This is a genomic window from uncultured Amphritea sp. (genome assembly GCF_937127095.1).
Taxonomy (GTDB): domain Bacteria; phylum Pseudomonadota; class Gammaproteobacteria; order Pseudomonadales; family Balneatricaceae; genus Amphritea.
Window position 1 is genome coordinate 179,029 of record NZ_CAKZLP010000054.1, and the last position, 20,564, is coordinate 199,592.

General features: G+C 50.7%; 19 protein-coding genes. 8 read left to right on the forward strand and 11 right to left on the reverse strand.

Going from position 1 to position 20,564, the window contains the following annotated elements:
* Positions 1–2 precede the first annotated feature (2 nt).
* Positions 3–947 (forward strand): homoserine kinase, encoded by a 945-nt coding sequence (locus Q0499_RS12555; RefSeq protein WP_299199870.1) that lies wholly within the window; start codon positions 3–5, stop codon positions 945–947.
* An 18-nt stretch (positions 948–965) separates the two neighbouring features.
* On the opposite strand, the gene Q0499_RS12560 is transcribed toward Q0499_RS12555, so the two are convergent.
* The 5 genes from Q0499_RS12560 to Q0499_RS12580 all read right to left on the reverse strand — a co-directional run bounded on the left by Q0499_RS12560 (position 966) and on the right by Q0499_RS12580 (position 5,310).
* A complete protein-coding gene (locus Q0499_RS12560) occupies positions 966–1,850 on the reverse strand; it encodes a TraB/GumN family protein (protein WP_299199872.1) in 885 nt (294 codons plus the stop codon).
* A 22-nt stretch (positions 1,851–1,872) separates the two neighbouring features.
* Positions 1,873–2,160: an antibiotic biosynthesis monooxygenase gene (locus tag Q0499_RS12565; RefSeq protein ID WP_299199875.1), complete on the reverse strand. Its 288-nt coding sequence runs from the start codon at positions 2,158–2,160 to the stop codon at positions 1,873–1,875.
* 144 nt (positions 2,161–2,304) lie between these two features.
* Complete coding sequence (gene alr / locus Q0499_RS12570; protein ID WP_299199877.1) at positions 2,305–3,387, reverse strand: alanine racemase; 1,083 nt, start codon at positions 3,385–3,387, stop codon at positions 2,305–2,307.
* A gap of 78 nt (positions 3,388–3,465) precedes the next feature.
* Positions 3,466–3,852, reverse strand: a complete 387-nt coding sequence (locus tag Q0499_RS12575) for a RidA family protein (RefSeq protein ID WP_299199879.1) — start codon at positions 3,850–3,852, stop codon at positions 3,466–3,468.
* Between the two features lie 198 nt (positions 3,853–4,050).
* Positions 4,051–5,310 (reverse strand): D-amino acid dehydrogenase, encoded by a 1,260-nt coding sequence (locus Q0499_RS12580; RefSeq protein WP_299199881.1) that lies wholly within the window; start codon positions 5,308–5,310, stop codon positions 4,051–4,053.
* A 172-nt stretch (positions 5,311–5,482) separates the two neighbouring features.
* Between Q0499_RS12580 and Q0499_RS12585 the strand changes: the two genes are divergently transcribed.
* The 4 genes from Q0499_RS12585 (at position 5,483) to Q0499_RS12600 (ending at position 9,381) form a co-directional block, all read left to right on the forward strand.
* A complete protein-coding gene (locus Q0499_RS12585) occupies positions 5,483–5,977 on the forward strand; it encodes an Lrp/AsnC ligand binding domain-containing protein (protein ID WP_299199883.1) in 495 nt (164 codons plus the stop codon).
* A gap of 92 nt (positions 5,978–6,069) precedes the next feature.
* Entirely contained in the window at positions 6,070–7,407 is a 1,338-nt protein-coding gene (locus tag Q0499_RS12590) for a D-serine ammonia-lyase (protein WP_299199886.1), read from the forward strand.
* Between the two features lie 125 nt (positions 7,408–7,532).
* Positions 7,533–8,648 (forward strand): M14 family zinc carboxypeptidase, encoded by a 1,116-nt coding sequence (locus tag Q0499_RS12595; protein ID WP_299199888.1) that lies wholly within the window; start codon positions 7,533–7,535, stop codon positions 8,646–8,648.
* Entirely contained in the window at positions 8,641–9,381 is a 741-nt protein-coding gene (locus Q0499_RS12600) for an alpha/beta hydrolase (protein ID WP_299199890.1), read from the forward strand. The genes Q0499_RS12595 and Q0499_RS12600 overlap by 8 nt, the downstream gene beginning before the upstream one ends.
* A 6-nt stretch (positions 9,382–9,387) precedes the next feature.
* On the opposite strand, the gene Q0499_RS12605 is transcribed toward Q0499_RS12600, so the two are convergent.
* Complete coding sequence (locus Q0499_RS12605; protein WP_299199892.1) at positions 9,388–10,320, reverse strand: LysR family transcriptional regulator; 933 nt, start codon at positions 10,318–10,320, stop codon at positions 9,388–9,390.
* Between the two features lie 178 nt (positions 10,321–10,498).
* On the opposite strand from Q0499_RS12605, the gene Q0499_RS12610 reads away from it, so the two are divergent.
* Positions 10,499–11,818 (forward strand): aminotransferase class III-fold pyridoxal phosphate-dependent enzyme, encoded by a 1,320-nt coding sequence (locus Q0499_RS12610; RefSeq protein WP_299199894.1) that lies wholly within the window; start codon positions 10,499–10,501, stop codon positions 11,816–11,818.
* 165 nt (positions 11,819–11,983) lie between these two features.
* On the opposite strand, the gene Q0499_RS12615 is transcribed toward Q0499_RS12610, so the two are convergent.
* The gene (locus Q0499_RS12615; protein ID WP_299199896.1) at positions 11,984–15,097 is read right to left on the reverse strand and encodes an EAL domain-containing protein; all 3,114 of its coding nucleotides are present in this window, start codon (positions 15,095–15,097) and stop codon (positions 11,984–11,986) included.
* Between the two features lie 203 nt (positions 15,098–15,300).
* Between Q0499_RS12615 and Q0499_RS12620 the strand changes: the two genes are divergently transcribed.
* Entirely contained in the window at positions 15,301–15,816 is a 516-nt protein-coding gene (locus tag Q0499_RS12620) for a DUF1003 domain-containing protein (RefSeq protein WP_299199898.1), read from the forward strand.
* The gene (locus Q0499_RS12625) at positions 15,813–16,376 is read left to right on the forward strand and encodes a mechanosensitive ion channel domain-containing protein (protein ID WP_299199900.1); all 564 of its coding nucleotides are present in this window, start codon (positions 15,813–15,815) and stop codon (positions 16,374–16,376) included. The genes Q0499_RS12620 and Q0499_RS12625 overlap by 4 nt, the downstream gene beginning before the upstream one ends.
* Here the strand turns inward: Q0499_RS12625 and Q0499_RS12630 are convergent.
* The 4 genes from Q0499_RS12630 to dctP form a co-directional block, all read right to left on the reverse strand.
* Positions 16,373–16,915 carry a cupin domain-containing protein gene (locus Q0499_RS12630; protein ID WP_299200211.1) on the reverse strand — a complete coding sequence of 181 codons (543 nt, stop codon included), beginning with the start codon at positions 16,913–16,915 and terminating at the stop codon, positions 16,373–16,375. The genes Q0499_RS12625 and Q0499_RS12630 overlap by 4 nt on opposite strands.
* 355 nt (positions 16,916–17,270) lie before the next feature.
* Positions 17,271–18,569 carry a TRAP transporter large permease gene (locus Q0499_RS12635; protein ID WP_299199902.1) on the reverse strand — a complete coding sequence of 433 codons (1,299 nt, stop codon included), beginning with the start codon at positions 18,567–18,569 and terminating at the stop codon, positions 17,271–17,273.
* A complete protein-coding gene (locus tag Q0499_RS12640; protein ID WP_299199904.1) occupies positions 18,569–19,105 on the reverse strand; it encodes a TRAP transporter small permease subunit in 537 nt (178 codons plus the stop codon). Before Q0499_RS12640 ends, Q0499_RS12635 begins: the two co-directional genes overlap by 1 nt.
* Positions 19,106–19,168: 63 nt before the next feature.
* Positions 19,169–20,143 (reverse strand): TRAP transporter substrate-binding protein DctP, encoded by a 975-nt coding sequence (gene dctP / locus Q0499_RS12645; protein WP_299199906.1) that lies wholly within the window; start codon positions 20,141–20,143, stop codon positions 19,169–19,171.
* Positions 20,144–20,564 lie beyond the last annotated feature (421 nt).

A 20,564-nucleotide genomic window follows, 5' to 3' on the forward strand; every position in this document is an offset into this window, starting at 1 on the left:
AGATGTCTGTTTACACACCCGTCACCCGGGAACAACTTGAACGCTACCTGCAGCAATACAGCGTTGGACAGCTGCTCGATTTTCAGGGCATTGAAGCCGGTGTGGAAAACACTAACTATTTCGTCACTACCACGGTGGGTCAGTTTGTACTGACCCTGGTGGAATCGGTCAGCAGTGAACAGCTACCCTTTATCCTTAATTATATTGAGCACCTGACCCAGCATGGTGTTGCCTGTGCTAAACCGATCCATCTGAATGACGGTGGTTTGTCCAGTCATCTCAATGAACGTCCTGCAGTACTGATGTCACGCCTGGCAGGCAGCCCTCTGCACACACCCAACGATCAGCAGGCGAGCATTATCGGCCTTACCCTGGCAAGGATGCACCGGCTGTCAGAACAGCTCAGCAATGAACAGCCGGTGCATATCCATCAGTGGTGTTCAGATCTGGGCACCAGGCTGGCACCTCTGCTGCCGCAAGAGGACCAGCAGACCCTGCAAGACAATCTGACGGATGCGGCACAGATCCCCTGGAAAACCCTGCCGGGTGGCCCCATCCATGCAGATCTGTTTCCGGACAACGCGATGTTTGAAGGTGATAGATTGTGCGGCCTGATCGACTTTTATCACAGCTGTTCCGCGCCCTATCTGTATGATCTGTGTGTCACTCTGAACGCCTGGTGCTATGACGAAAGTGCTGCTCAGTATGATTTCAATAAGGCGCTGCTGATACTCGATAGTTACCAGAGCGTCCGTCCGCTCAACCCTAATGAACAACGTAGTTTCAGCAGCATGTTGCAGGTGGCCGCGATGCGCTTCTGGTTGTCTCGCCTGCGGGATATCCACTTCCCTAAAGAGGGCGAAGTGGTCACCCGCAAAAACCCTGATGGCAAACTACAGCTATTGAGGCTGCTGGGCGAGAATCAACGCCTACAGATGGCAAGCTAACGGTTTAAACCGCGTTAATTACTGCAGCGGCTCAACCTGATAGCCACGTTGTTGCAGCTGATGTATCACGCCCTCATCACCGGCCAGGTGGCCACTGCCCACCAGCACAAACTCCACCGGCCGGTCACGCAACATCGTCTCTATCTGTGGCAACCACTTGCGATTGCGATCAACCATCAACTGACGAAACTCGGCGGGAGAATCCCGGCGCATATCCTCAAGCACTAAATGATCGAGATCGGCCAGGTTACCCCGCCGCCATGCATCCACCATTCCATCGACAAGCCCGCCTGACTGCTTCAGTTCATCCAGTGACGTACTCATAAATTTCTCTTCATCACCGGCGCCCATACCGGACAGCAAGCGGATCTGCTGATCAACCGACTCCAGCCCGCCAACGGGTTTAGCATCTGCGAGCGCGCGGCTGTGATAAAAATCATCAATTCCCTGGGCATCCACACCTATCTGCTGCAGATTCAGCATCGTCAGGGTGATAACGATACCGGATGGACGCAATCCGACCATCGCCTCTGGCGGCAAACCATACTGCGCCCAGACCTTCTCTATACGCTTATAAAGTGCCGCCGACACCCGCTTATCCAACCCGCTAATACCAGCGGGATAGCGCACCGCCTGCTGCATCCGCTGCATCACCTCAGGTGCATGTAGCTGCTCCAGATCTGTTTCAAAATACAACCGGTCCGCTCTGAGATATGCCCGATCAAACTCAACAGGCAGAGGATAATCACTCTGACGCAGAACATGTATGGTGCCACCGACATACAGCACATTATCCCCAGAACTGACCTTCCAGACGCTGGTTGCTGCGGTAGCCGTCAGTGTGACAAAAGACAGGGTTATCAGTAAAACCGACCTGAGCATTCTCTGGGCAAACTTCATCATAATCGTCTCCTTTACTGCACCCTTAAGCGCTGTATTCCCGCACCACTTCAACAATCTGCACCCGGTATGAGCGGTACCATTGTGAGCGACCTTTTGCCTGCGCCGCCAGATGCTCGGCATTCTCTTTCCAGGCACGGATCTGCTCCATACTATCCCAGTACGAAATAGCAATCTCATTGGCGCCCTCGACCACCGCCGTAAACTCCAGACAACCATATTCCTGCAGCGCCAGCTCACGCATTCTGGCGGCCATCTGACTATACTCTTCATCTAACTGAGCAATCTCTGCCCGAAAAATCACCGCATACATAATCAACTCCCTGCTATGCTGCTCTACTTATCTGTTTATCCGTCTGTATATCATCTCCTGTTGAAGATTACCGTAGTCTGAATAAAACAATACAAAAAAAACCGGCACAGGGCCGGTTTTTAAAAGGTTTAGAAAATACGCGCTTTATTCGTTGATATAACGTTTATGCACCCGCGCGGTAATCAGGGTAAACAAGGTGTAGGGAATCGTACCGCAGTACGGAGCCACCTCTGCTGCCGTCACGTTTTTACCCCAGAACTCCACCTCAGTACCCACATCAGCATCGGGAATACCGGTGATATCAATACCCAGCATATCCATCGATACCCGACCAATAATGCGACTGCGATGGCCATTGATCCACACCGGTGTACCGGTCACCGCATGACGGGGATAACCATCGGCATAACCCAATGCAACCGTCGCCACGCGGGTCGGTTCCTCGGCACAGAAACTGCTTGCATAACCGACACACTCACCTGGCTGAACCTCACGCACCGCGATAATTTCAGAGGTCAGGGTCATTGCCGGTATCAGTTTATCCGCATTTTCCTGAGCATCCGGAAACGGAGTTGCACCATACAACATCAGACCCGGACGCATCCAGTCACGCCGGGCATCGCTCCAGGCCAGCACCGCAGCAGAGTTTGCCAGACAATGCGGCGCATCCAGACCTTCAGCGGCCTTATTGAATACCGCAAGTTGCTCATCAGTGGTGCTTTTATCCAGTTCATCAGAGCTGGCAAAATGGGTCATCAGCACGATATCAGAAACATTATCCAGCTGTTTAAGGCGTTTAAATGCAGCCTGATAATCATCCGGATGCACCCCTAAACGGTTCATACCCGAGTTCATTTTCAGCCACACGGTGATCGGTTTACTCAGGGTCGCTACAGCAATCTGCTCAATCTGCGCCAGACTGTGTACCGCGCACCACAGACCATGCTCGCTGATATAGTCCAACTCGCTGGTTTCAAAATACCCTTCAAGCAGCAAAACCGGTTTCTGAATACCCGCGTCAATCAGCTCAACCGCTTCTTCAATACAGGCGACACCAAAGGCATCAGCTTCAGCTTCCAGCGCTTTAGCAACCTTCACCGCATTATGCCCATAAGCGTTTGCCTTAATAATGGCTACCGCGTTACCCGCGGTATTCAGGGAACGTGCTAATCGGTAGTTATGCCGGATCGCATCCAGATCAACCGTTATTTTTGCTGCTCGACTCATTCTATGTTTACCTTACACTTACTGTAGATCGGCTATCTGCGATGATGCCGCAGATAGCTGAATCCCTGAACCAGGGTCTTATGCAATGACCATCACCGCTTCAACTTCGATATCCGCATCCTTAGGCAGCGCTTTGACGGCATAGGCAGCACGGGCTGGATATGGCTGCTCAAAATAACGCGCCATCACTTCATTTACCGTGGCAAAGTTTGCCAGGTCAGTCAGCAGAATAGTGACTTTAACCAGATCATTCATAGAACCGCCTGCGGCTTCAGCAACGGCTTTCAGGTTTTCAAACACCTGCACCGCTTGTGCTTCAAACGACTCGGTAACCATCTCCATGGTTGCCGGCACCAGCGGGATCTGACCAGACATGTAAACAGTGTTATCGACTTTGACAGCCTGAGAGTATGTACCGATAGCAGAAGGTGCATTTTCAGTGGCAATAATAGTCTTAGTTGGCATGGCTTAAATTCCCAATAATAAATTCTTAATAGTGTATGTGTGTGTCGGCGAACAACAGACTCAAATCACCGGATCAGCGTACTTTCCGGCATCAGAGGCTGTTGATTATATCCTGTAAAAAAAAGTGAGCACAGGGGCATGACAAGGTGTTTACGTGGTGCGTAAATTAAGCCCCGGTGCTCAAAAAACCGTTATTTCCTACTTCTGGCCATAACGGGCGACGGAAAGTCCTTCCGGATCAATATCAGTTTTATTACCACTAATAACATCGGCAACAAACTTTCCAGATCCCAGAGACATGGTCCAGCCTAGCGTGCCGTGACCGGTATTCAGATACAGGTTCGGGTAGCGGGTGCCCCCCAGAACCGGAGTGCCGTCCGGCGTCATCGGCCGCAGACCGGTCCAGAACTCAGCTTGCGCAATATCGCCACCACCCGGGAACAGGTCACTGACGGTAAACTCAACATTCTTACGGCGCTTTTCCTGCAATGAAGTATCGTAGGAAGTGATCTCAGCGGTCCCCCCCACACGGATGCGGTCGGCAAAACGGGTGACGGCAACTTTATAGGTTTCATCCATAACCGTAGACACCGGCGCTTTGGTTTCATCAACAATCGGCAGTGTCAGTGAGTATCCTTTAATCGGATAGACCGGCACCACAACACCGACGTTGGCCAGCAGCAGTGTGCTATAGCTGCCCAGACACATCAGATAGCGGTCTGCGGTAAAGGTGCCCTGTTTAGTCTTAACCCCCACGATCTGACTGTCATCGCTGATCAGCCCCTCGATGTCGGTATCAAACTTAAACTCCACCCCCAGCTTTTTACACTCGTCAGCCAGCGCGTTAGTAAACTTAAAGCAGTCGCCGGTTTCATCACCCGGCAAACGCAGGCCACCGACAATCTTCTCTTTAACAAAACCCAGTGCCGGTTCGCGGGATACACAACCTTCGCGATCCAGCACTTCATAACTAACGCCGCACTCTTCCAGCACAGAGATATCTTTGGCCGCCGCATCCACCTGTTTCTGGGTGCGAAACACCTGCAGTGTGCCACCGGTACGACCTTCATAATCAATTTCGATCTCAGAACGAAGATCTTTAAAGCAATCACGGCTATACTCAGCCAGACGCATCATTCGCGCTTTATTGGTGTGGTATGAGGACTCGGTGCAGTTGGACAGCATCTTGGTCATCCACTTCAGGGTGTTGGCATTCACCTTAGGGTTGATCATCAGGGGCGCGAGATCCTGCATCAGCCACTTAATTGCTTTTAAAGGAACACCCGGAGCGGCCCAGGGAGCGGAATATCCAGGCGAGATCTGACCTGCATTGGCAAAACTGGTCTCCATCGCCGGAGCACTCTGGCGATCAATAACGGTAACCTGATGGCCCTGTTTAGCCAGGTACCATGCGCTGGTTACGCCGATAACACCACTACCCAAAATCAAAACTTTCATTAAGCGATACCTATCCGTTTTTATACTTATCATAAACAAATGATTTGCCTAGTGTATTGTATCTTTGACAGATTATTTTTTTGTATTTAAACTATTTTCAAAACTATTACCCTGCATAATCAAACCAATAAAAAAATTTACCTCTTTATGAGATGATGGGCGAAGTAACGTTATGAATAGTAAGCAAAAACGTAAGCTGGATAAGATCGACCTGAACATTCTGAAAACCCTGCAGGAAAATGGCCGCATCAGTTATGTCGACCTGGCAGACATTGTCGGCCTCAGTACTACCCCCTGTATGGAACGGGTTAAGCGGCTGGAAAAAGATGGGCTGATTCTGGGTTACTATGCCCGCATTGACCCCCAGGCGATGGGTTATGGGATGCTGGTGTTTGTTGAGATATCCTTGTCCTATCAGTCACCGGATGCTTTCCTTAAGTTTAATAAAGCAGTTGCCTCCCTGCCCTATGTGCTGGAATGCCACCTGGTCTCCGGCGATGCTGACTTCCTGATTAAGGCACGTATTGCCGATATGTCGGAATACCGGGCGCTGCTCGGAGAGATGCTGCTAACACTCCCCGGGGTGAAAAACTCCAAGAGCTATATCGTCATGGAAGAGGTGAAAGAATCACTCAGTCTGCCGATCAATCCAAGCCAGCCCAGATAGTCTAGCCTGGCTATCTGCCGATTTTAATCAGGCTGCGCATAAGCAAAGCTCAAATTAAAAAGCTCACATAAACAAAGCATTCAGAGCGATCTATGGGTCATATTATCGATACACCGCTAGGACAAACACTCAGTGCCGGCAAACCAGTCCTGTGGCTGAACCCTTCCTTTCAGGCAGAAAGTACAGGGTTTAAAAGCATGGAGGGCAAAGACACGCTCAGCCTCGCCGACATCCATCAGGCTGACCAGCGGTTGCGGCGTTTTGCTCCGCTGTTACAAACGCTGTTCCCGGAACTGCACGATAGTCACGGGCTGATCGAATCAAAACTCCTGTCAGCCGCTAATCTGCACCGGCAACACTACCCGGAGCTATCCGGCAAACTGATGATCAAAGGGGACCATGCTCTGCCAGTGGCCGGATCGATCAAAGCCCGCGGGGGTATCCATGAGGTGCTCTGCCATGCGGAAAAACTGGCACGGCAACATGGCATTATCAGCGGCCCGGATGATGACTACCTGAAACTCCTCAGTCCAACGACGAAAGCACTCTTCAGCGCCTATGAAATTGCCGTCAGCAGCACCGGCAACCTGGGGTTGAGTATCGGCATCATCAGTGCAGCACTGGGTTTTAAAGCGGTCGTGCATATGTCTGTAGAAGCAAAACAGTGGAAAAAACAACGCCTGCGTGACCGCGGCGTGACTGTCGTCGAACACAGCGAAGATTATAGCTCCGCCGTCGCCGCAGGCCGGGCCGCTTCGAACGCCGATGCCAACAGTTATTTTGTCGATGATGAAAACTCTCCCAGACTGTTTCTGGGCTACGCCGTTGCGGCGTTGCGCCTGGAGCAACAACTGATTGAACAGCAGATCAGCGTCGATGCCCAACACCCGTTGTTTGTCTATATCCCCTGCGGTGTCGGTGGAGCCCCCGGCGGCATCAACTTTGGCCTGAAACAGGTTTTCGGACAACATGTTCACTGCTTCTTTGCCGAGCCGGTTCAGGCTCCCTGCGTACTGATTGGCATGCAGGCGGACAATACAGATCAGCCGGAGTCGGTTTATCAGGTCGGGCTTAGCGTCGACACTGAGGCAGACGGGCTGGCCGTCAGCCTGGCATCCGCCTGGGTATGCACGGTCATAGAACAGCTGCTCAGCGGTATTTTCACGGTCACCGACGATGAACTGTTCCGCCACCTTTACCAGCTCAGCCAGAGTGAAGGACTTGAGATTGAACCGTCGGCGGCCGCCGGATTTTCCGGCCCATCCTGGCTGACCGATACAGAACCAGGCAAAGCCTACCAGCGCCAGCAACAACTTGAACCGGTGATGCACAACGCAACGCATCTGCTGTGGACCACGGGCGGTTTGTTTGTCCCGCCAGCGGAGATGCAAAAGTTTCAACAACGCGGTGCGCTGCTCGTGCCTGCCTGAAAGCGGTCATCCTCAACCGGTCTCGTGAGCGGACGGAGTTATCGAGAAAAAAGTCTAACGATCGTTCTATCTGATCCGCTATTTCCGACTACACTTTAAGCTGAATTTGAGTGGGGATAGAGTCGATGACAGAACTAGGACAGCCGGCAAAATTGTCATCTGAGCTGATGCGACGGGTCAGCCCCGATTTTACTGCCCGCTGCCTGCCGGAAATGGCTCAACTGGAACAGCTAATCCACACCCATGCAAAACAGTTAACCGTCAGAACTCTGGCCTTTGTCGAGCATCAGGCCTTACAGCTCACAGAAAGCCAGAGCGAAACTCAGTTATATAAACTACCCATCTACAGCCTGCGCCTCGGCTCAGATGACCCGGCCGCGCCGACACTGGCGTTTGTCGGCGGCGTGCATGGCGTCGAACGGATCGGCACCCGCTTGTTACTCACCTTTCTCAGCTCACTGTTGCAGCGGTTGCAATGGGACCGGGGGCTGAGTCATGAACTGCAACACCTGCGGCTGGTCTTTTGCCCGCTGCTGAACCCTGCCGGCATGGCACTGGGTCAGCGCAGCAATGCCAATGGCGTCGATCTGATGCGCAACTCTCCTCAAAACGCTACCGACAAAGCGACCTGGATGGTGGGGGGGCACCGGCTTAGCAACCGACTCCCCTGGTACCGCGGAGTGAAAGACAGTCCGATGGAAACCGAGGCTCAGGCGCTATGTGACTGGGTGCGGGATGAACTGTTTGACTCGCCGCTGAGTATTGTACTGGATTGTCATTCCGGTTTTGGGCTGCGCGACCGAATCTGGTTTCCGATGGCAGGCTCCCGTGCGCCATTGCACCACCGGGCAGAGATCGCCGCTCTGATTCATCTTTTTGAAACAACTAACCCCCATCATAATTACATTATCGAACCCCAGCACCACAGCTATCTCACCCACGGCGACCTATGGGATTACCTTTATCATCAGTCGCTCAGTCTGGAGGGTAAGGTATTTCTGCCGCTGACACTGGAGATGGGCTCCTGGAGCTGGGTAAAGAAAAATCCCCGACAGTTGATCTCATTTATGGGTCTGTTTAATCCGCTGGTACCGCATCGGGAAAAGCGTACGATGCGCCGCCATCTGCTGCTACTGGAGTTTCTGATCCGCAGCAGTTGCGCCTACGAAGCCTGGTTGCCGGGAACCCCGATGAGCCGACTGCGCTATGAACTGGAGGCTAAGCAACGCTGGTATGGCTGAACAACACTGGATATTACTGCGTGGGCTGTGCCGGGAAAGCCGGCACTGGGACTCCTTCCCACAACAACTACAGAAACGGCTGCCAGCCACCCGGGTTAGCTGTATCGACCTGCCTGGCAATGGTAAACGTCATCAACACCCTACCCCCACCTCGGTTCAGGAACTGATCAACGATCTGCACCGCCGTCACCGCCCTGAACAACCCGTTTATCTGCTGGGTCTGTCACTGGGAGGGATGATCGCCTATCACTGGATGCAGGAATATCCCGACGACCTGCAGGGTATCGTGATGATCAACAGCAGTATGGCCCCCTGGAACGCGCCTCATCATCGGCTACAGCCGGGGGCCCTGCCAAAACTGATGCGGGCGATGCTCACCAAAGGTTACCCCCGGGAAAAAACCATCTTCGATCTGACCTGCGAATCACAGCATTATCGTGAAGAGACGCTCTCATTCTGGCAGATGTATCAGCTGGAATATCCGGTCAGTTTCAGTAACTTCCGCCGCCAGATGCAGTTAGCCGTCACCTGTGAGGGACAACCTTACCCACCGAAAAAGCCGGTTCTGCTGGTGAGCGGTGGCAAAGATAAGCTGGTGAATCCACGCTGCTCTGAACAACTGGCCGACGCCTGGCATATGCCCCATATCCGCCACCCGGAGGCGGGTCATGACCTGCCCCACGACCAGCCGGAATGGCTAATACAGCAGATCAATCAGTGGCTATTGAAGTAAACCGGTTCATTCACGCTCCTGAATATGCGCGCTCAGAAGCTCCATAAACAGATCTCTGGGCTTATTCAGCGGCCCGGAGCGACGACTGATGGCTGCCACCTGAAGGTTGTAGAAACGCTGCTCAGGCAGTAAAGCACGCATCCGCCCTTGCGCCACCCACTGCCGGGCAAATTTTTCTGCCAGAAACCCCACATATACGCCGGACAGAATCATGGTCGCCCGGGTTTCATAATAATAGGCTTCGGCGGCTTTATTCATCTCCGCCAGCTGCAGACTGGCCTCCTGGCTGGTCAACACCCCGGCATGCACCAGCTTACACTGCTTCAGCGCATCATTCAGCAGCCGCTCATCCTGCTCATGAAACAGCGGGTGCCGATCACCGCAATAAAGCAGTGATTTATCCTTATACAGCAACAGGAAATCTAGCCCCTCAAGATCCCGGTGATGGGGAATAAAGCCTACATCCGCGTCACCGTTGATCACCCGCCGCTCGATCTCACCCAGGGGGGCGGTGTCGAAACTGATATACACATCCGGTGCCAGTGCCGCAAATTCTGCCAGCACATCGTCCAGACCGCAGCGCTCATCCAGACTGATGGTATCGGAGGTGAGAATGCGTACCTCACCGGTCATCTGCTGATGCAGCGCATTAACGGTAGAACGAAACTCGGCCAGCCGGGAAAACAGCTGCCGGGTAGCGTTATAGATAGTCAGCCCCTCCTCTGTCAGCGCAAAACCAGAGCGTCCCCGCTGACATAGTTTAAGCTTCAGCCGCGTTTCAAGATTAGACATATGCACCGAGATAGTTGAACGACTGATATTCAGCTCAACCTCGGCAGCCGAAAATCCACCACACTCCACCACTGTTTTAAAAACCCGCAGCAGGCGGATCTCGTAATCCCCTACCTTGCCCATACTTTGCAGCGCTTTACCCGCCATATCACTACCTTGCATTAAGTTTGAATAACATCAATGTAAGCATTCAATGTTTATTATTTATAAGACTTTAACACTGACGTTACTATGACTCCATAAGGCCATTACTTAAATGTGACTGTTCTATGTTGAGCTAACTTCAGCAACTGGCCATTACTAATAACTTAAACAGGGTTTTCCCATGAGCACTAACATCAATATGGATGCGTTCTGGATGCCGTTTACGGCGAACCGGGACTTCAAAAACCAGCCGCGCATTATTGAGCGCGCCGAAGGTGTGATGTATTACACCAACGAAGGTCAGGAGATTCTGGACGCCACTGCAGGCCTGTGGTGCGTTAACGCGGGCCATGGTCGTACTGAGATCGCGGATGCGGTAAGCCAGCAGCTGCGTCATCTGGACTATGCTTCACCGTTCAATTTTGGTCACGAGATCGGCTTTGAGTTTGCTAACCGCCTGATTAAGCACACGCCAGCAGGGTTGAATAAAGTATTCTTTGCTAACTCCGGTTCCGAAGCCGTTGAGTCTGCTCTGAAGATCGCGCTGCAATACCAGAAATCACGCGGTAAAGGTGGAAAAACCAAGCTCTTCGGTCGGGAGATGGCGTACCACGGGGTTAACTTCGGTGGTATATCCGTGGGCGGCCTGACATATAACCGCAACGGTTTTGGTCCTCTGCTGCCGGTTGATCATCTGCCCCACACACTGGATATCGCTAACAACGCGTTTAGTAAAGGTCTGCCTGAACAGGGGATCGATAAGGCTGAAGCACTGGAACAACTGATCCACTTTCACGGCGCAGACAGCATCGCGGCGGTTATCATTGAGCCGATGAGTGGTGCCGGTGGCGTTATTATGCCTCCTCAGGGTTACCTGAAACGGATGCGTGAGATCTGTACACAATATGACATTCTGCTGATCTTTGATGAAGTGATCACTGGCTGGGGACGCCTGGGTTCAGCTTTCGCCTCAGAAGAGTTTGATGTCATACCGGATATGATCACCTCGGCTAAAGGTATCACCAACGGTGTTATTCCTCTGGGCGCGGTCTTTGTTAAAGATGAGATCCATGATCAGATCGTCAATAACGTGGCTGTCGGCGGTATCGAGTTCTACCACGGCTATACCTATTCTGCTCACCCGGTTGCCTGTGCTGCCGGTCTGGCAACCCTGGATATCTATGAGAAAGAGGGTCTGCTGACCCGTGCCAGCGGCGAGATCGGTAAATACTTCGAACATAAACTGCACAGCCTGAACGACGCGCCAAAAGTGATCGATGTACGTAACTACGGCCTGGTCGGTGCACTACAGTTTGACCCATCGGTGGCGGCCAACGGCCCGGTCGGACTGGACTTCCAGAAAGGCTGTTATAAGCGCGGCGTGATGGTGCGGACGATGGGTAACATTGTTGCATTCTCTCCACCCCTGACCATCGAAGCCAACCATATTGACCGTCTGGTCGGCGTTCTGCGCGAGACTGCAGAGGATATGTTCGGCTGAGGGCAGCACTGATCAAGTTTTAAATCTGCCGGAACCGGGGAGTCGTCCCCCCAGCTAATCCGGTCTCTTTATACGGACCTTCTGTTACAGAGGTCCGTTTTTTTTCGCTCGGAGGTGCGCTAACAACGGCCCTACAACACGCAACCCATTTAACCGCCCTAACGACTAGCCGCCAATAGCACCGCGCTGCTCATGCAGCAACTGCTCAAAATCTCCCAGACTGACCGGTTTAGAATAGAGATACCCCTGGCCATAATCACAACCCAGCTCCTGCAGCAGCCGTTCCTGCTGTTCAGTTTCTATCCCCTCCGCAATCACTTTAATACCCAGGTTATGGGCCATCATAATGATCGCTTTACAGAGGGTGTAAGCATCAGACGTAATAGAGAGATTACGCACGAAATACTGATCAATTTTGAGATAGTCGATATCGTACTCACTGATATAGGCAAGACTGGAATAACCGGTGCCAAAATCATCCAGCGAGACCTGTACCCCGGCATCTTTGAAGGCGATCATTTTTGCCCGAACTTCTGCAGAGGAGGTCATCATCATCCCCTCGGTAATCTCTGCAACAATCGAATCTCCGGATAACCCCATCGACTCAAGCTGTCCAAGCCAGTCAGAGATATTGCTATCGAGACTATCAAACTGAATCGGTGACACATTCACACTGATCTGAAAGCGCGAATCATAGCGGCTCTGCAGCATCAGCACCGTTTTCGAGGCTTCTTCAAGCACCCAACTGCCAATCCCGGTGATCAGTCGGGTCTCTTCGGCGATGGCAATAAAATCTCCCGGGAACACCAGCCCCCGATGCGGATGTTGCCAGCGGATCAGCGCCTCGGCCTTAAAGATTGAACCGTCATTAAGAGATATAATAGGCTGATAATACAAAACAAACTGCTGCTCGGTGATCGCCACACGAAGGTCGCTAATCAGTTGCATCCGCTCGATCGCTTCCTGCTGCATCGCCCGGGTAAAATACTGAAAACGGTTGCGCCCTTTCTCCTTAGCAACATACATCGCCTGGTCTGCTGACTTTATAAGGTCAGCCGCATTATCCGCATCATCAGGATATAGGGTAATGCCAATACTACTGGTGATATACGCGGTTTCATCATCCAGCTGATAAGGTTCAGCTAAACTATGAAGTAACTCTTCACAGATGGAATCAACCACATGGGGATTTTTAATCTGGCTGAGGATAATGGCAAACTCATCACCGCCCTGACGCGCGACCGTATCAACCGAGCGCACACAATGCTGGATCCTCACCGCAGCCTGAGCCAGCAGTTGATCACCATATGCATGGCCAAGGGTATCGTTCACCTCTTTAAACAGATCCAGATCTAAAAACAGGATTGCGGTTGGCAGGCCGCTCCGGTCAGTGTGCTGCATCTCCTGCCTGATCCGGTCATTCAGCAATTTCCGGTTGGGCAAGCCGGTCAGCGAATCCAGATTCGCCTGTCGCCAGATAAGATCTTCCGCATTTTTTTTCTCGGTAAAGTCGATAAACATCGCCACCCGCTGCTGCGGATTACCACTACTATCAAAGACAGTATTAACGGTTAACCACTGAGGGTATATCTCACCATTCTTGCGACGATTATAGATCTCGCCCTGCCACTGACCGGTAGTATTCAGCTCGTCCCAGAAAGTCTTATAGAATTCAGGAGACTGATGGCCGGATTTAAGTACTGACGGGCGCTTACCCTGTACCTCCTCGAGGGAATATCCGGTCACTGTCGTAAACGCTGGATTTACCCCGATAATATGACCATTAGCATCGGTCACCATCACCGCCTCACTGATCGAGCTGTAAACGATAGCCGAGAGCAGCAGCGACTCCTCCGCCAGTTCTTTCTCAGTAATATTTCGTACGACCATAATAGACTGAGTGGTTCCGGCAACCTGACTCAAACGTGCTTCAAAGTATTTCACCCCCTCAGGAAACTCGTGGCTGTATTCCCAACTCTGATAGTTTCCATCCTGTTTCATCTGGGTAAAATGGTGCTGAAATACTTCCCACTCAGCTTCAGGTAAAAGGTTGCGTATATTTTTTTTCAGAAACTGACTCGGCTGGAGATACAGATCAGATCTCTCGTTGGCTCTGAAATCAATAATCAAACCATCATTATCCAGCCGGAAATAAAGATCCGGCAGGGCATTAAAAATTGAATTAAGCTCTTCGTTTCTGGCGTTCGAAAGCTGTTCTGCGGCCAAACGTTTATGGGCCATATCGACAAACTGGTTTTGCAGCTGAAGCAACTCAGATGCGCCCTCGGCTTTAGAAAAAGCTGTGAGCTGCCCCTCGGAAAGTAAGCGTGTTGCCTGCATAAGCTGAGCAAGCGGATTAAGGATACTGCGGTTCAGCCCCTTTATCGCCACGATCAGCGCACCGCCTATCAACACAGATACAAACAACAGCGTCAGGTAAAACTGCAGGTTTGCTGCAGCGATTGCATCTCCCACCGGGATCCCGACACTCATAGAGACTGTCCGGCCCGCAGAGGTTGTATAAAGCGGAGCCGTATAAAATATCCGTCGAACTCCATCGGTTCCAGGAACAAGCAGATCTTCAGTTTTCATCCAGTCATCAGCATACTCATTTGCAGATAGCCCGAGACGATCAGGCCGGGGTGGAAAATTAGCAACCACGTTACCGTCGGCATCCAAAATAGTCGCTATAGACTTATCCGGCAGGTTTGCTTTACTTAACTGTGTACTCCACCAATCCAGTGAGACAACGGCGACGACCGCTCCCAGAACTTCGCCCTTGTCGGAAATGACCGGATAAGAAAAGTTGAGGCTCACCATCGCAGCTGCCCGATCGGTTTGAAACTCACCGATCGCAAATGTCCGGTTATTGATAGTTCTTTGAAAATAACCTCTGTCAGCAACATTTACCGCAGAGGTCAAGGGAGATGCGTTGCACAGTAGTTCACCGTCAGCCTTCGGCACCCCCAGGTTTACATAAACTGAATTGAGTCTGAGAATATCAGCTAAATATTGAGAACAGGCTGGATCTGCTGGGTTCTTGACCTGTGTATGACTGGCTAGTTTAATCAGATAAACACGCGTATCGTCAACAAGCTTCTGCTGATGAGCCACTGTATGATCAACGACTAACGCGGCATGGGCACGGCTCTTCTCAATGACGCTCTCTCGTTCCTCCTCAGCATGATAAAAAACCACAACTAAACCGGGCAGTGCTACCAACAAAAACAACCCCAGAATGCGGTTTCTCAACGAGTTGAACATTGATCGTTTTTCCATGTACAAGAAACACTCTTAAGAGTACAAATTTTCACATAGCGGTTAACTATTTTTTACTATCAGTTTAAGGATACAAGCTATCGACAAACAAGCAGGCAATTTTTCAGGAAGAATCCGTTATCATGTGATCTGCATCATGGCTCAACGGCATGAAAGTCAGATAAGACAAACTGAAAAGCCTGGATCAATCATTGGAAACCCCTATGAAACGCTATTTTGAAAATCTGGCAAAAGCACTGCTGGGGCAAAGCTATAGTTCGCTGGCCGAAAATGAGCAGAAAGTCATCAACAGTATTGCCGAGCACACCACTGTTTCTGAAAACGTCAACCACGCCTACAGTGACAGTCTGACGACCGGACAGAAAATTGCAGATATGGTCGCCCGTTTTGGGGGCTCCTGGTGGTTTATCAGTCTCTTTTTTTTGTTTATCATCGCCTGGATTGCCACCAATACCTTTCTGTTGATGGATAAGCCTTTTGATCCCTACCCTTATATATTGCTGAATCTCGGGCTATCAAGCCTTGCCGCATTTCAGGCGCCGATCATTATGATGTCGCAAAACCGTCAGGCCGCAAAAGACCGGATCAAGCAGGACGCCACCTATGAGATCAACCTGAAACTTGAATTGCAGATCATGCGCCTGCATACCAAACTGGACGAGCTGAGTGTAGCCGTCGAAAAAACAGCCGTTCAAAACCCGGAGACCAAAGAGGAATGAAATACCTTATTGTCTTAGCACTGATTATCACCTACACCATCGCACTCCGTTTTATCAATCGAAACATCAATCGATTAGGGGAGCTCAAAGGTACAGATCAGTACCGTATCAAATACATTGCCAAAACACTCAATATCGCCCTGACACTGCTGTTTTTTACTTTGCTGGCACTGCTGCTGGGTATCCACTACACCCAGCTATCGGTATTTCTATCATCGGTATTTGCCGTTATCGGTGTGGCTATGTTTGCGCAGTGGTCAATTCTGAGCAACATCACCGCCAGCCTTATTATCTTCTTTGGCTTTCCCTATCGGGTTGGCGACTATATTAAAATTGTCGAGAAGGACGAAGATATCAGCGGCATCGTCGATGAGATCACCCTGTTTCATGTCATAATCCGCAGGGATGGCGAGATAATCACCTACCCGAACACACTGATTCTACAGAAAGCGGTGATCAAGTTTGATGATAATGTCGATCCGGATAAAACGTTGCCAACCAAAGCAGCTCCCTCAGTCAGCGGAACAACGCCGGCAGACACTATCTCAAAAGAGACTTAAACTGAGGGATTAGCGCTGATTATTTCGCACACCTCAGCAGAGATATTACGAAAACGATGGGGGCGGTTACTGTTGAAATAGTAACCGTCTCCCGCTTTCAGGTGGTACACCTGAAAACCAACGGTCAGCTCGATCTCACCACTGATCACCACACCACCCTCTTCCCCCGGATGCTGTAACATCTCAGGTCCGGTTTCTGCTCCTGGCTCATAACGCTCTTTCAACAGATCCATGGAGCGCCCCTTATTGCGGGCACCAATCAGCTTCAGGCTAAGGTTATTTGAGCCAATGTCAGGCATCTCTTCTGCCTTATATACCACGCTTTCCGGCTCCATATCCTCAATTTCCAGGGTGAAAAAATCACCAATAGAGATAGGAATACCGGACAACACTTTCTTCAATGAACTAACCGAGGGGCTTACCCCGTTTTTCTCAATCATTGAGATGGTACTGTTAGTCACGCCCACCCGTTTAGCCAGCTCCCGTTGCGAAAGCCCTTTCAGCTTACGAATCGCTTTTAAGCGCTCACCCACATCCATCTGTTCCATATCCATTTCCGCCGTCTTGTTTCATTATTAGAGTAATCATCCGCACCAGAACACCACAAGGTGTGCGAAATATTTTATAGAAAGAACAGAGGGGAGTAAAAGAATCGCTCATTGCAGGTCGTTAGAACGTCGCTAGGCGACTCGTCAGAGGCGGCTTCGCCGCCTTGCCAGATGCTAGAAAAAGCATGGTGCGTCAGAATTCAATTTTACAGTTGACCTATCGCGACGAGGGCGTCGCTCCCACAAAAAATGACAGTCTCAATAAAATCCTTGATAGAGGGCGCCGTTCAAATAACAAGCGACGGCTTTCAGATCAAGCCGCCGCTTCAGTTGATACAGGTAAGTTTTACATTAACCCCAGCAATTTTGGAAAAAACAGTGACAGCTGCGGTACTAAACTGGTTACAACCATTACCGGCAGACCGACAAAAGCCATCAACGCTATCGCCGGCATGACTGCTTTGTGAATTGGCACCTGCCCAATACGACAGGCCATATACAGAATCGGCGCCACTGGCGGACTATTGGCTCCGATCACCACAGAGCAGGCAACAATCGAGGCGTAATGAATCGGGTCGACACCACTGGCCACCATTAGCGGCAGAAACAGAGGCGCCACCACAACAGTCACTGAGACATCATCCATAATCATACCGGCAACAATCAAAAAGATGTTTACCGCAATCAGAATCATCAGCGGGTCTTTCACCAGCCCGGTAATCACCTCGGTCAGCTCCTGAGGAATTCGCTCAGATGCCAGTATCCGGCCAATCATAAAACTAAATAGCAGGATAAGAATAACCGTCCCGGTGGTTTCTGCAGCCGCGATCACACTCGCGCTTAAACGCTTGATAGTCAGATCACGATAGACAAAAAAACCGATCACGATAGCCACAAAGGCGGCAATCGCGGCAGCTTCAGTCGGCGTACAGACACCCCCGTAAATCCCCCCCAGAATAATCACCGGCAGCGAGAGAGCCGGCAGCGCCTGAAATGCAGCAGTTCCTTTCGATGGTAACTTTTCCAGACCATCCTGAGCCCCGGCAGTCACCTCCTGAAACAGGCGTCCAACGCTGAACCGATTTGCCATTATCAACCCCGCAATCAGCAGTAAAGCAGGTCCGATTGAGGCCGCAAAACAGGCTGCTACCGACTGCCTTGTTACCACTGCGAACAAAATCATCGTGATCGATGGCGGGATGAGAATTCCCAGAAGTGAGGATATCCCCAACAGCGCAGAAGAATACCCTCGTGGGTAACCCCGCTTTTCAAGGGGACCGATCATAATAGTGCCAATCGAAGCAACTGCGGCGGTTGCAGTACCGGCAATCGCGCCGAAAATACCAGACGCCAGGACCATTGAAGCCCCCATTCCGCCTTTACGCTTACCCACCAACACTTCAATAAAGTTCACCAGCCTCAGGGCTATACCGCCACTCTGCATCAGATAGCCGGTGAGCACAAATAACGGCAGTGCAATCAGAATCACTGAATCAATCGAGCGGTATCCCTGCAACATCAGGGTATTAAAATTAGCGTCATACGCGAATGCCAGATATGCCAGTACGCCGGCAAAAGACCAGGCAACCGGCACCCCAACAATCATCAGGAACAATAAGATTCCTACTGCGATTAAACCTTCCATCAGCGAATATCCTGCTGGTTTGCTTCGGCGATAATGACCGGTTCAGGGTGATAGCCGATCAAACATTGAATAAAGTCCCTGAGGGCATATAGGGAACAGCCAATACTGGCGAACATAATGGCACTCTGAGGTATCCATAGAGGGATCGATAATCCCGGAGTATGTTGCGGTCTACGCAACCCCCAGCTGAGCATCCGATAAGCAAGGAAAACAAAGAAGCCGGTAATCACCAGCGTCACCAATGAGATGAAGCACTGATGCAGCCGACGAATCTGTCGGTCACGAATACTGGTCTGAAGAAAATCCACGACCAGATGTTCCCGTTTACGGCTGGCAATCAGGCCACCCACCATATACAGCCACATACCGAACAACATGATCAGCTCCAGCAGTCCGATAATCGACCAGCCGAATACATAACGGGCCACAACCAGAAACAGCATCAGGCCCACCAGCATCAGGCTGCTGATCAGAGCAACGGTATTGAGCAACCATCCGACCTTCTGGTCTAATCCAATAAAGAAACGCATAATCATGGTACTACCTCAAAAACAAAAACGGCGGAACAATCTCTGTACCGCCGTCCGGGACTTTAAACCTTACAACGGGGTCGCGTTCGCCCGAATGGTGTCCATAATTTCAGAGCCAATCTCCTGATCCATCAACGGCCAGACTTTCTCACGGGCAGCGCGGGCAAACTCTTTTATCTGCTCGTCTGACAGCTCGAAGTATTTCATTCCCGCTTTTTCAGCTTCTGCTACGTAGTGCTGATCCTGCGCCTGCGCTGCTTTAAACTGCGCCATCATCACTTCATTAGCGGCATCAGCTACGATCTTCTGTTCAGCTTCAGTCAGTGCATCAAACGACTCCTGATTCATACTCAGAACACCGGTCATGAAAAAGTGCTTAGAGCGAACGTAGTAATCGAGCAGATCACGGAAATATTCATAGTCCCAATAGATCACGTTACCCGCTTCACCATCGACAACACCGGTTTGCAGTGAGGTGTAGACTTCGCCCCAGTCGATTGCAGCAGTCTGGTAACCCAGTGCCTGCATTGTCTGAGGTGCTGGGAATACGGTCATAGTACGCACTTTAAGCCCTTCTGCTTCGGCAATAGTGGTCGCGTATTTACCCCGGGTTGCGACACCGTTGAAACCTTCAGGCCAGGGGCCAAAGAACTTCAGACCAATATCAGAGTAGATACCACCGAGCATATTATTAACCCAGCCACCCGGACTGTAGGCGGTGAGCGCCTCATCCCAGGAAAGGGTCATATAAGGGGTGTAGATAACACCGATGCGCTTATCATATGAGGTCATTGGCCAGTTAAGCATCACATCAACATCACCGGCAACGTGCAGATCAAATACTTCGTTCTGACTGCCCAGTTCATTCTGATAGAACACTTTAACGTCGATATCACCACCAGAGTTTTTCTCAATCAACTCCGCCCAGTGTTCCAGCGTATCACCCGCTGGAGAACCCTTTGCTCCCGAATCGGTCGCCATTTTCAGCGTCACTGCCTGTGCTGAACCGACCATCAGAGCACTGGTCGCAACCAGGCTGGTCATGAATGAAAGTAAGCCTTTCCGATTAAAGACTGACTTTCTCTTCGGCGTATCTATTCTGCTCATCTCTTTTACTCACCGCTATTCTTATCGTTTGTATAACCGCTGCATCACTGCGGCAGCATCCTGTTTTTTTCCCCGGGAACACATAGATATCAGTAATAAAGATCGATGGTCAATTACAGCTAATACATTAAAATATAACTACATTAATCAAAAAAATAAGTGAATATTTATGTAAAAACAAATAAATTCAGTTTTATAATTCACTTATTTAAATTATGGCAATCTGTTTCACTTAAACTGATTTTGCAGACGCTTCGCAAACAGATAGATAAGGTGTCGTTTCTAAAATAGTTGAAAAAGCAGATATAAAAAAACGACCGTAAAACGGCGGAAAAAGATAAATGTAAAAATGGCGATT

Excerpts from the sequence above, each read along its gene's own strand:
- dctP (WP_299199906.1), bottom strand. The coding sequence starts at position 20,143 with ATGACCAGCCTGGTTGCGACCAGTGCTCTGATGGTCGGTTCAGCACAG.
- Q0499_RS12635 (WP_299199902.1), bottom strand. The coding sequence starts at position 18,569 with ATGGAAGGTTTAATCGCAGTAGGAATCTTATTGTTCCTGATGATTGTT.
- Q0499_RS12620 (WP_299199898.1), top strand. The coding sequence starts at position 15,301 with ATGAAACGCTATTTTGAAAATCTGGCAAAAGCACTGCTGGGGCAAAGC.
- Q0499_RS12565 (WP_299199875.1), bottom strand. The coding sequence starts at position 2,160 with ATGTATGCGGTGATTTTTCGGGCAGAGATTGCTCAGTTAGATGAAGAG.
- Q0499_RS12560 (WP_299199872.1), bottom strand. The coding sequence starts at position 1,850 with ATGATGAAGTTTGCCCAGAGAATGCTCAGGTCGGTTTTACTGATAACC.
- Q0499_RS12625 (WP_299199900.1), top strand. The coding sequence starts at position 15,813 with ATGAAATACCTTATTGTCTTAGCACTGATTATCACCTACACCATCGCA.
- Q0499_RS12615 (WP_299199896.1), bottom strand. The coding sequence starts at position 15,097 with ATGGAAAAACGATCAATGTTCAACTCGTTGAGAAACCGCATTCTGGGG.
- Q0499_RS12590 (WP_299199886.1), top strand. The coding sequence starts at position 6,070 with ATGGGTCATATTATCGATACACCGCTAGGACAAACACTCAGTGCCGGC.
- Q0499_RS12610 (WP_299199894.1), top strand. The coding sequence starts at position 10,499 with ATGAGCACTAACATCAATATGGATGCGTTCTGGATGCCGTTTACGGCG.
- Q0499_RS12580 (WP_299199881.1), bottom strand. The coding sequence starts at position 5,310 with ATGAAAGTTTTGATTTTGGGTAGTGGTGTTATCGGCGTAACCAGCGCA.
- Q0499_RS12585 (WP_299199883.1), top strand. The coding sequence starts at position 5,483 with ATGAATAGTAAGCAAAAACGTAAGCTGGATAAGATCGACCTGAACATT.
- Q0499_RS12575 (WP_299199879.1), bottom strand. The coding sequence starts at position 3,852 with ATGCCAACTAAGACTATTATTGCCACTGAAAATGCACCTTCTGCTATC.
- Q0499_RS12630 (WP_299200211.1), bottom strand. The coding sequence starts at position 16,915 with ATGGATGTGGGTGAGCGCTTAAAAGCGATTCGTAAGCTGAAAGGGCTT.
- Q0499_RS12595 (WP_299199888.1), top strand. The coding sequence starts at position 7,533 with ATGACAGAACTAGGACAGCCGGCAAAATTGTCATCTGAGCTGATGCGA.
- alr (WP_299199877.1), bottom strand. The coding sequence starts at position 3,387 with ATGAGTCGAGCAGCAAAAATAACGGTTGATCTGGATGCGATCCGGCAT.
- Q0499_RS12555 (WP_299199870.1), top strand. The coding sequence starts at position 3 with ATGTCTGTTTACACACCCGTCACCCGGGAACAACTTGAACGCTACCTG.
- Q0499_RS12640 (WP_299199904.1), bottom strand. The coding sequence starts at position 19,105 with ATGATTATGCGTTTCTTTATTGGATTAGACCAGAAGGTCGGATGGTTG.
- Q0499_RS12605 (WP_299199892.1), bottom strand. The coding sequence starts at position 10,320 with ATGGCGGGTAAAGCGCTGCAAAGTATGGGCAAGGTAGGGGATTACGAG.
- Q0499_RS12600 (WP_299199890.1), top strand. The coding sequence starts at position 8,641 with ATGGCTGAACAACACTGGATATTACTGCGTGGGCTGTGCCGGGAAAGC.